Annotated in this window: 11 protein-coding genes and 1 pseudogene; 5 read left to right on the top strand and 7 right to left on the bottom strand. The window is 64.0% G+C overall.

The annotated features are described in order from the left end of the window. Positions 1-60: 60 nt before the first annotated feature. From ACK4R0_RS01520 to ACK4R0_RS01510, 3 genes and pseudogenes are all read left to right on the top strand, one after another. Positions 61-258, top strand: a pseudogene (locus tag ACK4R0_RS01520) (transposase); the annotation flags it as partial. 417 nt (positions 259-675) lie between these two features. Further along, a complete protein-coding gene (locus tag ACK4R0_RS01515) occupies positions 676-1,827 on the top strand; it encodes an Acg family FMN-binding oxidoreductase (protein WP_409669171.1) in 1,152 nt (383 codons plus the stop codon). 33 nt (positions 1,828-1,860) lie between these two features. Then, positions 1,861-2,823 (top strand): alpha/beta fold hydrolase, encoded by a 963-nt coding sequence (locus ACK4R0_RS01510; protein WP_409669168.1) that lies wholly within the window; start codon positions 1,861-1,863, stop codon positions 2,821-2,823. 194 nt (positions 2,824-3,017) lie between these two features. Here ACK4R0_RS01510 and ACK4R0_RS01505 read toward each other — a convergent pair whose 3' ends face one another. Together ACK4R0_RS01505 and ACK4R0_RS01500 are read right to left on the bottom strand one after the other, a co-directional pair. Further along, positions 3,018-4,148 carry a cobalamin-independent methionine synthase II family protein gene (locus tag ACK4R0_RS01505; protein ID WP_409669166.1) on the bottom strand — a complete coding sequence of 377 codons (1,131 nt, stop codon included), beginning with the start codon at positions 4,146-4,148 and terminating at the stop codon, positions 3,018-3,020. Between the two features lie 110 nt (positions 4,149-4,258). Then, positions 4,259-4,723: an Lrp/AsnC family transcriptional regulator gene (locus ACK4R0_RS01500; RefSeq protein WP_409669163.1), complete on the bottom strand. Its 465-nt coding sequence runs from the start codon at positions 4,721-4,723 to the stop codon at positions 4,259-4,261. 124 nt (positions 4,724-4,847) lie between these two features. Here ACK4R0_RS01500 and ACK4R0_RS01495 point away from each other — a divergent pair, with 124 nt between their 5' ends. Beyond that, positions 4,848-5,903 (top strand): Leu/Phe/Val dehydrogenase, encoded by a 1,056-nt coding sequence (locus ACK4R0_RS01495; RefSeq protein ID WP_409669160.1) that lies wholly within the window; start codon positions 4,848-4,850, stop codon positions 5,901-5,903. After that, positions 5,900-6,157 carry a hypothetical protein gene (locus tag ACK4R0_RS01490; protein WP_409669157.1) on the top strand — a complete coding sequence of 86 codons (258 nt, stop codon included), beginning with the start codon at positions 5,900-5,902 and terminating at the stop codon, positions 6,155-6,157. The genes ACK4R0_RS01495 and ACK4R0_RS01490 overlap by 4 nt, the downstream gene beginning before the upstream one ends. Here ACK4R0_RS01490 and ACK4R0_RS01485 read toward each other — a convergent pair. From ACK4R0_RS01485 to ACK4R0_RS01465, 5 genes are read right to left on the bottom strand one after another with little or no spacing between them, the layout of a single operon-like run. Beyond that, the gene (locus tag ACK4R0_RS01485; RefSeq protein WP_409669154.1) at positions 6,154-7,359 is read right to left on the bottom strand and encodes a dipeptidase; all 1,206 of its coding nucleotides are present in this window, start codon (positions 7,357-7,359) and stop codon (positions 6,154-6,156) included. The two genes, ACK4R0_RS01490 and ACK4R0_RS01485, sit on opposite strands and share 4 nt — an antisense overlap. Next, positions 7,356-8,939, bottom strand: a complete 1,584-nt coding sequence (locus tag ACK4R0_RS01480) for a serine hydrolase (protein ID WP_409669151.1) — start codon at positions 8,937-8,939, stop codon at positions 7,356-7,358. The genes ACK4R0_RS01485 and ACK4R0_RS01480 overlap by 4 nt, the downstream gene beginning before the upstream one ends. Next, positions 8,936-10,075: a hypothetical protein gene (locus ACK4R0_RS01475; RefSeq protein ID WP_409669148.1), complete on the bottom strand. Its 1,140-nt coding sequence runs from the start codon at positions 10,073-10,075 to the stop codon at positions 8,936-8,938. Before ACK4R0_RS01475 ends, ACK4R0_RS01480 begins: the two co-directional genes overlap by 4 nt. Continuing rightward, positions 10,072-11,112, bottom strand: a complete 1,041-nt coding sequence (locus ACK4R0_RS01470) for a DUF1611 domain-containing protein (RefSeq protein ID WP_409669145.1) — start codon at positions 11,110-11,112, stop codon at positions 10,072-10,074. Before ACK4R0_RS01470 ends, ACK4R0_RS01475 begins: the two co-directional genes overlap by 4 nt. Positions 11,113-11,130: 18 nt before the next feature. Further along, entirely contained in the window at positions 11,131-13,242 is a 2,112-nt protein-coding gene (locus ACK4R0_RS01465) for a TonB-dependent receptor (RefSeq protein WP_409669142.1), read from the bottom strand. Between the last annotated feature and the right edge of the window lie 291 nt (positions 13,243-13,533).

Raw genomic sequence — 13,533 nt, 5'->3', positions numbered from 1 at the left:
CCTATTAATCGCTTGGGCGCGGCCTGAACGGCTGATTCAATGTGGCAGGAGGTAGCTGCCATGGCTGATTTGTTGATGTTGAACGATGCGCAGATGCGCTGGATTGAGAAGTATTTCCCGCTTTCGCACGGTATTCCGCGAGTTGACGATCGGCGGATATTGAGCGGGATCCTGTTCGTCATCCGCAACGGGCTGCGCTGGCGTGATGCGCCGAAGGACTATGGGCCGCACAAGACCATCTATAACCGCTTCATTCGGTAGAGTCGGCTGGGGGTACCGCCAGCGGCATCGCATCGAAAACATGTTTGCCAAACTCAAGGCCTGGCGGCGTATCCACACACGCTACGACCGATGTGCAGACGTCTTCCTCGCCGCCATCACGTTCGCAGCTATCTTCATCTTCTGGATCAATGAGTCCTGACCCTAGACTGATAACACTCGAGTGTCTGGCAGCGTAATTTCCAACGCCGCCTTGTCAGCGACCGTCGATGGCCCTGCCTCTTCAATGCGATATCCGTGATTTCGGGCAATGGACGAAATGATCGGCGCCTGAAAGCGGACGCCAAGCCGCCGGCGGTGCCGGCGCTTCGCGCCTGCTTGCAGGTCGGCCATGATCAGCCCGGCACGCAGCCGACCCGAGCGCTCCGGCAACGTGGGCACTTTTGATCGGTATCAATGCACCCGACGGCGAATCTCGCCACTCTTTGTGCTATCGAGCAAACGGTCAGGATTTGGGTGATGAACCGCAGGCACCTGTTGTTGGGCGTAGCAGCTACCGCAGTGGCAGGCACGGGGCTCTATCTGGCGGGCCGTGGTCCCTCCTACCCGCAAGCCTTAGCACCGGTCCGGGCGGAGTTGGCGGCGCGCGACCATGCCGATATGCCCTATCTGGTGCATCATGCCGTGCTTGCGGCAAACAGCCACAATACCCAGCCCTGGCTGTTCCGGACGAGCAAGCGGCATCTTGAAATCGCGCCTGACCGGCGGCGCGAGACACCCGTGGTCGATCCCGACAACCACCATCTTTTTGCGAGCCTTGGTTGCGCGGCCGAGAATCTCTCGCTGGCGGCTTCGGCAGCGGGGGCGAATGCCAACATCGCCTTTGTCAGCGACAGCGCAGGTCTTCGGGTCGATCTGGAGCCTAGCAGATCGGCGCAAGCCCCGCTGTTCGCGGCGATACGCAGTCGCCAGTGCACCAGAGCCGATTATGACGGCAAAGCCGTGGACACCGCCAGTCTGGCCATGCTGGAGCGCGCAGCAGCGGTGCCAGGATGTCGCGTCGTCCTGATCACCGACAAGCCGGTCATGGAGAGCGTCCTCGACCTGATCGTGGCCGCCAACAGTGCGCAGATCGGTGACCCCGCCTTCATGCGCGAGCTCAAATCGTGGATCCGTTTCAACGCGGCAAGCGCGGTCGCGACTGCCGACGGGCTTTATGCAGCATGCTCGGGCAATCCGGCCCTCCCGGACTGGCTTGGCAACAGGCTGTTTGATCGCGTTGTAACGGTGGAGGGCGAGAATGCGAAATGCGTCAGCCAGATCCGTTCGTCCGCCGGCATTGCAATATTCGTGTCCGACGCGAATGACCCCGCGCACTGGGTACAGGCCGGGAGGAGCTATCAGCGCTTTGCCCTGCAGGCGACGTTGCTGGGCATGAAGCATGCTTTCCTGAATCAGCCAGTCGAGGTCGCAAAGTTCCGCCCACAACTCGCCAGCCTGCTTGGCATCGGCACCTATCGGCCTGATCTTGTGGTTCGCTTCGGCTATGGTCCGGCCATGCCCATGTCGATGCGCCGACCGGTTGCCGATGTCATGACCGTGCTGTGAACTTTCCATGCTCTGGCTGATGACCCTGAGGCAATGACCCGCCTAACCCGCCAGCAGTGGTTGATCGGCGCCGGCGTGGGCGCGTTGATTGGCGCAGGCTATGTCTGGTCGCGTTTTCGTCAGGCGGTTGCCACCGCAGAATGTCGCGTTGCCGCGCGCAGTTCGACCATCGCGACGCCGTTCGGCACGCTCGAATATGCCATGGCAGGCTCGGGTCCGCCGCTGCTGATGATCCATGGCACCGGCGGTGGTTTCGACCAAGGCTTGCGTTTTGCCGGGGTACTGAAGCGGTTTGGACACCAGATCATTGCGCCTTCGCGTTTCGGCTATTTGCGCAGTGACTTTCCCGAGGACCCGTCGCTCGTCAATCAGGCTGATGCCTTGGCCGCGTTGCTTGATCATCTCGCCATTGATCGGCTGGCAGTCGCTGGTGGTTCGGCCGGGGCACTGTCTGCAACGGCGTTTGCGCTGCGCCATCCAGACCGCTGTTCGGCGCTGGTGCTGCTCGTGCCCGCGGCCAATGTCGATGGCAGCGATCCGGTCGAAATGAGTGCGTTGCAGGAAACGGCCGTGCGCACGTTGCTGACCTCTGATTTCGCGTTTTGGTCAGCGCTGAATATCGCGCCCGAAACGCTGATCGGTACACTGCTTGCGACCGACCCGGCGCTGTTGGCCACAGTCAGCCAGTCCGAACGGGCGCGCGCCTTTGGCATATTGGCCGACATCATGCCTATCGGCGCGCGGGCGAAAGGCATGCTGAACGATGCGCGGCAGGCCGGACATCCGGCAGCGATGGATTTTTCGCAACTGCGCATGCCGGTGCTGCTGATCTCGGCAGAGGACGACCGCTTCGGCACCGCCGCCACCGCGCGCAAGATCGCCGAAGCTGTGGCGCACGCCGAGATCACCATCCTGCCCGATGGCGGGCATATCTGGCTGGGCCATGACGTCGAGGTTGCGCAGCGGATCGATCGGTTCTTGGCACAATCCGTTTAGCCAAGGCCCATCATCAAGCATCACCGCACCTAAGCCGTTTTCTCACCCTGCTCGATAACGGATCGGGTCAGCGGTGGCTGAAGAGTGAAGGTACCATCAGGCCATATGCGGCGACCGATGTTCTTCGTTCGGATTGGCATCGAGCGCGACCAGGTGTGCGCAGCCTTGCTCGATGGCTTGGCGTTAGGCCGGGCTTACAGCCGCGATCCTGCCAGATCGGCGCCTGCGCGCATGGCCTTGAGTTTCTTGGCGGTGACCAGCGGGTCGATCTTGCCATAGCCTGCGAAGGTGCCGAAGCCGCAATCGGTGCTGGCGACAACACGGTCTGCGCCGACGATGGCTACGAAGCGTTCCAGCCGCTGCGCGATCAGCTCGGGGTGTTCGACGTAATTCGAGCAGGTGTCGATCACTCCGGGAGCCAGCCGCTTGTCGCCGGGGATTTTCGCATCGCGCCACACCGTCCATTCATGCTCGTGCCTGGGATTGGCCCCTTCGAACAGAATGGTAGCCGGACGCGCGGCGAGCACGATGTCGATCACGCGCTCGAGCGGGATGTCGTGATCGTGCGGGCCTTCGTAATTGCCCCAGCAGATGTGCATCCGCATCCGCTCGGGCGGGATGTTGGCGGTGGCGGCATTCAGCGCCTCGACATTGGCTGCGGCGACCTTGAGGAACTCTTCCTCGGACAGGTCCTGGTAGCCGGTATGGCGCGACATCGCGAGATCGGGGCAGTCAAGCTGCAGGTCGAACCCGGCATTGACGATCGTCTCGTATTCCTCGCGCATCGCATCGGCAAGATCGGCCAGATACGCCTCGTGGCTGGGATAATGGCGGTTGACCTGGAAGGCGGTGATCAGGCCTGGGGAGGCCGCGTTCATGAAGCCCCGTCCGCCTGCCGAATGCGCGTCCATCGCCGCGCGGAAGCGACGGATGTCGTCGTGCAGCGGCTCGAGCGAAACCAGCTTGACCGGCCCGATGCACGAGGCCCGGACGAATTCCTGGCTGCCCATGATCGCCGAAAGCCTGCGCGCCAGATCGGGAACCTCGGCCAGGTCTGCCGCCGGCTTGCGATCGACGTGCCCGCCAAAGCCCGACAGCCGCTCGATCATATAGGTCGAATAGCCGACCTTGCCCATCTCGCCGTCGCTGACGATGTCGACCCCGCATTCGCGCTGGAACGCAACCGAGCGATCGACCGCATCGGACACCGCAGCGTCGAACGCAACCGCGTCAAACGGCTCGCCTGCATCACGCGCCAGCAGCAGCGCGGTCAGTTCCGGGCCGCGCGGCATCGATCCGACATGGGTTGTGGCTATATAGGTCATGCAAGCCCTCCTCATGGCTGTTCCAAGCCGTTGACCCCGTCCCTTCGCCGATTTGGAGCGGCTGCACAAAGTGATAGCAGCGATCCATTGCGATCATTCCCGTTGATAGGCTATCGCAGCGGCAGCTCGGTGGTCGACTTGATCTCCGACAACGCCACGGTCGAATTGATTTCCTGCACGCCGGGCAGCTTGCTCAGCTGGTCGAAGAAGAACCGTTCATAGGCATCGATATCGGCGGTGACGATGCGCAGCATGAAGTCGGTGGTCCCCATCAGCACATAGGCATCCATCACCTCGGGAAAGCCCTGGATCGCGGCGCTGAACTCGTCGAGATTGGCGCGGCCGTGCGCGTTGAGCTTCACCTGCGCAAAGACATGCGCGTTGAGCCCGACCTTGCGCCGGTCGAGGATCGCGACCTGCTTGCGGATGAAGCCTTCGCGCTGCAGCCGATCGATGCGCCGCCAGCACGGCGAGACCGACAGGCCAACGCGCTCGGCGATCTGCGCGGTGGTCTGCGTCGCATCGCGCTGGAGTTCGCGGAGGATTTTTATCTCGAAACGATCAAGTGGGGTCATCCATTTCGCTTAAACCGATTATCGCGAACATACTATTCCAAAAATGCGCAGGTTCGATCCAATCCAGACCGAGATTGCCCCCGCGCTCCCTGCCATAAGCGCCCCAACATTGCAGGAGCCCAACATGTCCGAACACCATCACCTTCATAACGCCACCGTCGCATGTGTGCGCCTCCACGATCCCGCCAGCGGGCTGGACGGCTATATCGCGCTGCACGAAACCGATCTGGGACCGGCTGCGGGCGGCTGCCGGTTGTGGAGCTATGCCGATGGCGATGCGGCCCAGGCCGACGCGGTGCGGCTGGCGCGCGGCATGACTTACAAGAACGCGCTTGCCGGGCTGCCTTTCTCGGGCGGCAAGGCGGTGCTGCGGCGGCCCGAAAAGGACTTCGACCGCACCGCATTGTTCCAGGCGTTCGGACGCGCGGTGGCCCAGCTCGATGGCCGTTATGTCACCGCCGAGGATGTCGGCACATCGGTCGCCGACATGCAGGTCGTCGCCTCGATGTCGCGCCATGTCGCGGGGCTGCCGCCCGAAGCGGGCTGCGCGGGCGGAGACCCCTCGCCCTGGACCGCGCTGGGCGTGTTCGAATCGATGCAGGTCGGCGTGGCGCAGGTGCTGGGACGCTCGCTCGAAGGCGTCACCGTCGCGGTGCAGGGCGTCGGCAATGTCGGCGCGGATCTGTGCCGCCGCCTGCAAGGCGCAGGGGCACGGCTGGTCATCGCCGATACCGACGCCGCGCGGTGCTTTGCGCTCGCCAAGGAAGTCGGCGCAAGTGTGGTCGGAGTCGATCAGATCGCTTCGGTTGAGGCCGATGTCTTCGCGCCGTGCGCGCTGGGCGGCGCGCTCGATCACGAGGTCGCGAAGAACCTCAAAGCTCGGCTTGTGTGCGGCGCGGCGAACAACCAGCTCGCCACGCCCGATGTGGCTGCGCTGCTGCTTGATCGCGGGATCGTCTACCTGCCCGATTATGTCGTCAACGCAGGCGGCATCATCAGCGTGTCGGCGGAATATCTGGGTGAGGATGCGGGCCATGTCGGGCAGCGGGTCGCCGCGATTGCGCCGCGCGTCGCTGCGCTGCTTGCGCGCGCGACGGCCGAGAACCGTTCGCCCGCCGAAGTCGCCGATGAAATGGCCGAGCAGGTGATCGCCAACGCCCGCGCGATGCAGGCCGCATGAACAACGACAGCTGGCGGTTCGATATCGAGGCGATGGTCGATCCGCAGTCTCTGATGCGGGTGCTGGGTTATTTCGCCCAGCGCAGCGTCGTTCCCGACGCGCTAGAGATGCGTATCGAGGCTGGGCGGATGACGATCCGCCTGACCGCCCCCGATCTGCCCGAGCCGCACGCGCATATCATCGCGGCCAAGCTCGAGCAGATCGTGTTGGTGGAGTCGGTCCGGATGCGCGCGCTCGAGGCAGTGGCAGCCTAGCGGGCCGCGCCCCTGCCCTGCGCCTCCAGAATGCGCAGCACGTTGCCGCTCCACATCTTCTCGATGTCCGCGTCCGAATAGCCCGCCGCCTTGAGCCGCGCGGTGATCTTGGGCTGCGCTGCGATATCCTCGATACCGACCAGACCGCCACCGCCATCCCAGTCGGCGCCGAAGCAGATATGATCGGGCCCGGCGACCTCGATCGCGCGCAGCGCCATGGCGATGAACTTCTCGAAGTTCGCATCCCACATCTGTTCGCGGGCATCGAGTGCGCGCCAGCGGCGGGTGAGGTCGGCCTGCTCGGCCGGCGAGAGCGTGCCGATGGTCTCGTACAGTGCGAACAATTCGGCGCGCTCGGGGGTCATGTTCATTTCGGACAGGAAAATCGTCGAGACGCACATCGCGCCGTTCTTCGCCGCGAGCGCACGCAGGCGGTCTTCGTCGAGATTGCGCGGATGGTCGTTGGCCGAACGCAAGCTCGAGTGCGACAGGATGATCGGGTATTTCGACAGCGCCAGCAGCTGGTCGAACGCGGCGTCGGACGCATGGCTGGCATCGATCACCATCCCCAGCCGGTTCATCTCGGCGACCCAGGCCTTGCCCAGCGGGCTCAGCCCGTTCCAGCGCGGCGTATCGGTCGAGCTGTCGGCGAACTGGTTGTTCTTCGAATGCACCGGCCCTGCCATGCGCACGCCCTTGGAATGGAATTCGGCGAGCAGCGACAGGTCCTCGCCGAGCGGGTAGCTGTTCTCGATCGACTTGAACGCGATCAGCCTGCCTTGCTGGTTGAGGCGGCGCGCATCGGCGGCGGTCAGCGCGGTGCCGATCGCATCAGCATGCTTGGCCAGCGTGGCGTCGATCAGATCGGAACGTGCACGCGCGTGTGCCAGCGCTGCGGCATAGCCTTCGGCGGTCAGCGGCCCCTGGTCGGTATAGGTGACGAAGAAGCCGCCATCGAGCGCGCCGTCCTGCATCCGCGGAATATCGAGCTGCGCCAGATCGGTGGCGAGATCGTGGCGATCGGCAAAGCTCCATCCCGGCCGCGCGAAATGCAGCGGCGTATCGAGATGCGTGTCGAGCGTGAGGATGCGGGCGTGCAGGGCAGCGGCATCGTCGTCGCCGCTCGGGGCACCGCTGGTCGTGGTGCACGCCCCCAGGGTCGTGAGCGCGGTGGCGGCGAGAAGAAAGGCGATCGGTTTCACTTCGTGCTCTCCACGGGCTTGAGGTCGAGATCGTGATAATCCCAGCTGAAATCGGCGATCTTGCTGACCGCCTTCATCGTCACCCCGGTGACCGCGCCTTCGGCATCGAGCGCGAAGGTGACATAGGCAGGCTCGATTGCCTTGTCGTCGAATTCGGTGACGAAGCTGTCATACTGCCAGTGCTTGAGCCGCCCGACCATGCGCGGGGTCGAGGTGAAATCGATCGTCAGACCCGCAGGGGTCGAAGCGATCACAATGTCGCCATACCACCGGTCGCGATAGCGCCCGGCATAACGCGCGACATCGAGCGACGGGCCAACTTTCGCTGCCGAGGCGGTGGCGGCCTTGGTCTGCTCGAGATACTGGCGTCCGTCCTCAAGCCGCGCCACATACCAGTCCTGCCATTTGGTGGTCCAGTCGAAGTCGGGCTCGTCGAGATAGTGGTCGATCAATTTGTAGCTGAGGCCTAGCAGCATGCCGCTCTCCTCGGAGTTGAGCATGATCGCAAAGCCGACATCGAGCTCGGGGATCATCACCACCCGGGTGATCGATCCGAACACCCCGCCGCCATGGCTGATGATCTGGTGGCCGCGATAATCCTGCACCTGCCAGCCCAGCGCATAGGCCTGGTTGGCGGGTTGCGCGGGCTTCAATTCGGGCGGCAGCGGGGTGACCTCCATCGGCGTCACCGGCTTCCACATCTCCTTCGCCTGCTCGGCGCTGAACAGTTGCTTCCCGCCGGGTAGCGCGCCTTGCGCGAGCTGGATCTTGAGCCACGCCGCCATGTCGTCCGCGCTCATCGCCAGGCCGCCTGCGGGCGCACCGTTGCGGCCGAGCTCGTCACGCTCGTCGAGCACCTGCTGGTCGCCAAGCCCGCGCAACGGCCCCGAAAGCCGCGCGTGCGGCCAGGAGCGGTTGGCGATGCGGAAGCGGTCTTCGCTGTCGCTGGTCGCGTGCTTCATGCCGCCTGCTTTCAGCACACGCTCGCGCATGAAAACTTCCCAGGTCTGGCCGGTGACCTCCTCGATCAGCTGCCCTGCGACCGCATAGAGGATGTTGTCATAGGCGTAGGAATAACGAAAGCTGGTCCTGGGCTTGAGGAATGCAACGCGCTCGACGGTCTGGCGGCGCGTGAGATTGGTGCGCGGCACGAACATCAGGTCGCCCTGCCCCAGCCCGAGTCCGCTGCGATGGACGAGCAGGTCGCGGATGGTGATCTCGCGCGTCACCCAGGCATCGTGCATCCGGAACCAGGGCATATGCTTGATCACCGGATCGTCCCAGCCGATCTTGCCCTCGTCGACCAGGATCGCGAGCGCGGCGGCAGTCAGTGCCTTGCCGGTCGATCCTGTCTGGAACAACGTCGCGGCATCGACCGGCGCCTTGTCGCCCAGCTTGCGCACGCCCCAGCCGCGCGCCAGCGTGGTCTTGCCGCCCTCGACGATCGCGATCGACACGCCCGGCGCACCGACCTTCTGGCGCAACGCCTCGACGCTCTGGTCGATATCCTTGGGCGGCTCGGCCCAGGCAGGCACGGCGGCAGCGAGCAGTGCGCCCGCGAGCAGGTGGAGGGGTTTCATGCGGGCAACTCCGATGGCGAAGGACGGGGCATGCGGATCAGGCGGTAGACGCCATAGGTCAGCAAGGGCACGACATAGACCGCAAGAAACAGCCAGGCGAGAAAGCGGTAGCCGCTGGCGATCAGGTCAACGAGGCCGATCCGCGCGGCGACGAACATGCAGCCGGTGAGGATGACAGCGCCAATCGCGGCGCGCGCCATAGCGCCGGGTTCGGGCCGCGACCGGGCCTTGAGTGCGCCAGCAATCCGCTCGTTGATCGCATGGATCGCGCCCACGCCGCTTTCGAGCAAGGCGACGAAGATCATCAGCTGGAACACCATCTGGAAGCCCGGCACCGCCATCTGCCGGAGCAGGAAATCGGACGGCAGCGTCTCGGCACCGATCGACGGATAGAATGCCATCATCGCGACGAAGAACAGGATCGCGGGCAGCATCGTCAGCGGTCCCGCGATCAACCCTGCGACCAGCGCATCACGCTGGCTGGTCAGATGCCGCAGCACCGGCAGAATGATCACCGCACCGACAATGTTGTAGCTGGCATAAGTAAGCCCACCCGCCATCCAGTTGCCTGCGGGCGCTGGCGCCGCAGCAAAAGCCTCCCCGATGCGGTCGCCGAAGCTCGACAGTGCAAACACGATGAACAGCGCGTAGACCGCATAGATCAGCATCGAGGCATATTTGAACAACCGCTCGACCGCGCCTGTCCCCAGCGAGGTGGTGGCAACGATCGCGACCGCTAGCACCACCGAGCCCAGCAATTCGGGCCAGCCGAAGGTCGCAGCCCCGATCGCGCCTGCCGCCGCGCCGAACACCGCGAGGATCAGGACCACGAAGATCAGATAGGACATCTCGAACGCGATCCAGCCGCGCCCGAGCAGTTGCTGGAAGAAGCTGCGGTAATCATAGGCGTTGAGCGCGCGCGCGAGCATGAAGGTGATCGCCGCAACGACAGTGCAGATCAATGTCGCCAGCAGCATCGCTGCCAGCCCGCCCCAGGGGCCTGCGGGCACGAAATACTCGGCGAGCTCGCGGCCCGTGGCATAGCCGCCCCCGATGATCACTGCCTTGAGCGCGAAGCCGGGCAGCAGGAAGCGCTGGAACCAGCTGGACCTGCTTGCCGGCGCCGCAACGGTCATGCCAGGCAGCTGTCCACAAGCGCCTCGAAGCTGGCGCCGCCGCGGATCGGATCGGCGACTGGCAGACCGAGCCGTGCGCTTTCGGCGGCCATATGGGCATCGGCCTCTGCAGCGGTCATGCTCGAGGTGTTGAGGCTCACCCCGGTGCAGCGGATCGCAGGGTTGGTGCGGTTGCCCAGCCGGATCGTGAGATCGATGACCTCCTCGATCGTCGGCAGCGCAAAGCTCTCCATCCCCAGGATCACCTTGCGCGACGGATCATGGCATACCACGAACGCGTCGGGCTGGCTGCCGTGGAGCAGGCCGAGCGAGACCGCGGCATAAGCAGGATTGAAGATCGACCCCTGGCCCTCGATCAGGTCCCAGTGATCGGGCGCGGCATCGGGGCTGAGCATCTCGGCGGCGCCCGCCTCGAAATCGGAGATCACCGCATCCATCGGCACGCCGCCGCCTGCGATCATGATTCCGGTCTGGCCGGTGGCGCGGAAATCGGCTTCGACCCCGCGCGCCACGAACGCGCGATGCAGCGCCAGCGCGGTGTATTTCTTGCCCAAGGCGCAATCGGTGCCCACGGTGAGCAGCCTTTTGCCGGTGCGCTTGCGGCCGTTGCCGATAGGGATATTGGCAGGCGGGGTGCGCACATCGATCAGCCGCTGGCCGGTGCGCCGCGACGCCTCGGCAAGCGCCGGGATGCTCGCCAGCCGGACATGCAGCCCGCTGACGATATCCAGCCCCGCCTCCATCGCCTCGATCAGCGCGGCGATCCAGGTCGGGCCGATCAGCCCGCCCTGGTTGGCGACGCCGATCACCAGCGATTGCGCCCCGGCAGTCGCCGCCTGCGCCGGAGACATCCGGGCAAGCCCGGTCGTCACCGTGCAGCCATCGACCGAATACTCGCCGACACAGCGGTCTGCCGCCCAATCGGCGAGCCCCAATGCGGTCTTGGCATAGCCCCGCTCGGTAGTGTCGCCCAGAAAGAGCAGATAGGGCTGCGGCAGGGCGAGACTTTCAGCCAGCCGCATCATTGGCGCGTTCATGCACTTATACTCCGTGCGTCAGAAAGACAGGTCAAGCGCAACGCCAAAGGTGCGCGGCTGCAAGGGTACGGTCGAGAGGAAACCGGGGTTGGTTGTCGCCACATTGGTGGTGATCCGTGCCTGTTCATTGGTGAGATTGCGCGCATAGGCCCGCACGGTGAAACGCTCACCGAAGGTGATCGCGGCATTCAGATCGGCGGTTGCATAACCTTCCACCGGGACCGCGAGGCCCGAGGCGGCGACATCCGAAACGCGGTCTCCGACGATCCGCACCGAACCGCCGACCCGAGCGCTCGCCGTGTCGCCAAGCGCAAAGGCATAATCTGCCGTCATCGCAGTCGAAACCTTGGGCACGTTGGGCAGCTGGTCGCCATCGGTGCAGGCAGCGGTGGTCTCGGTGCATTTCGCATCGGTATAGGCGAAGTTCCAGCCGACGCTCAGTCCGGCAACCGGCTGGATCAGCAAGGCGGCCTCGACCCCCTTGCTCTGCGCGGTTCCGGCGTTGACCAGACCGTTTATTCCGCCGGCAAACGGAGCAGATGTCTGCAGATCCTTCCAGTCGAGCATGAACACCGCGGCATCGAGCGTCACCGCACGGTCGAGGAACGCCGCCTTGATCCCCGCCTCGTAGCTTGTCACGCGCTCAGAACCCACCGTCGTCGGGAAACCGGGCAAGGCAACGTTGGGGCCGCCGGGACGATAGCCGGTGGCGACGCGGGCGTAGATCATCGTGTCGCGGTTGAGGTTGAACTGGGGGCTGACGCTGTAGGTCACCACATCCTCACGCGACCTGCCGTCGCCGCTGATGTTCAGGCCGGCAAGCGGGATCTGGGTGATCTGGGTGAAGGTCTGGTCGTTGCGCGCCCAGCGCAGGCCACCGGTCAGGTGAAACGCTTCGCTGAGCTTCCAGGTCGCGTTGCCGAAGACCGCGTACTCCTTGTAGGTGTTGGGCAGGCCCACAGTTGCAAAGGGATCGATGCCCGGGATCGGATTGCCGGCAAGATCGAGCGCGCGCACGATCTGGCTGTGGGTGTTGTCTTCATCGGTAAAGAAGAACCCGACCATCCAGTCGAAACGGGTGCTCGGCGCCGATGTCAGGCGAACTTCCTCGGTGAACTTCTTCTGAAGCAGTTCCGAAGGGAACGGCGCCAAGCCACCGAATGCCCCGCCGAACACCCGGCTGGCGTCGCTGACCTCGAAGATGTCGAGTTTGCTGTACGATGTCGTGGAGCTCAGCTCGGCAAAGCCGAAATCATACGCGATCGAACCCGAATAATATTGGAACTCGCTTCTGAAGGGATCGGGCAACTGGTTGTTGGTGCTCAGGAAAGCAGCCCCAGGTGCCAGCGGCGTACCCCCCGGTCCTTCGTACAGAAGACCCTGATTGTCCGAATCGACCTTCTGCCAGATCGCGCTCAGCTTGACCGTCAGCGCAGGATCGGGCTGCCACAGCACCGCGGCACGCGCGCCCTGCTGGACTGCGTCGTTGACATCCTTCTCGCCGGTCAGAATGTTGTCGATGAACCCGGGGGTCTCGCGACGCGAATAGCTGCCGCTGATTGCCAGCTCATCGGCAATGATCGGCACGCTGATCATCGCGCTGCCGGCCCATCCCATATCGTCGGCATTGGAGATCGTGAACACTTCGCCCGACGCCTTGGCCTTGAGCTCGCGCAGATCGGGCTGGACGGTGACGTATTTGAACAACCCGCCGATCGAACTTGCGCCGTAAAGCGTGCCCTGCGGCCCGCGCAGCACTTCGAGCCGTTCGATGTCATAGGGCAGCAGATCGAGCGTGAAGATCTGCGAGCGGTTGTAGATGCCGCTCGATCCGATCGGCGCATCGTCGAGATAGATGCCGACCGTGGCGCTGGGACCGATCGGCGCGACACCGCGCAGCGACAGCGTCGAGCGCCCGGGGGAACCGGCATTATCGACCTGCAGGCCAGGAACATAGGCGGCGTAATCGGTAAGCTGCGATCCGCCGCTTTGCTGCATCTGCTCGCCGGTGACGACGCTGATCGAGATAGGCACATCCTGCAGCCGTTCGGTGCGCTTCTGGGCGGTGACGACAATCTCGTTGCCATCGCGCGCCGTCGCATCCTCGGATTCCTGGGCGTAGGCAGGCATTGCGGTGCCGAGCGCCAAGATGCTTCCGGCTGTCAAAAGTGTGTGCTTCATCATGATCACTTCCCCTTTAAACGTCAGCCTGCTCCGGACGGATTTTTCCGCCGGGCAGCCTGCGTTCGCTCCCTATTGAACGTTGATTGCGCCTGGCCCTGTGGCTGGGTGGCAACCGGTCGTCAGGACATTGCAACAATGCCTGAAACAGCGTCTAGGCTGACACCTATTTTCTTATTGGAGATATTTTACTCTAATTGGAAACTTGTCAACCCTGACGGGCCATCAAGCGAAAGAAAA

Origin of the sequence: Blastomonas sp. (assembly GCF_046294995.1) — a bacterium.
Classification (GTDB): Bacteria; Pseudomonadota; Alphaproteobacteria; order Sphingomonadales; family Sphingomonadaceae; genus Blastomonas.
Note: the sequence above shows the minus strand (reverse complement) of the source record. Positions and strands in the feature narration are given on the sequence as shown.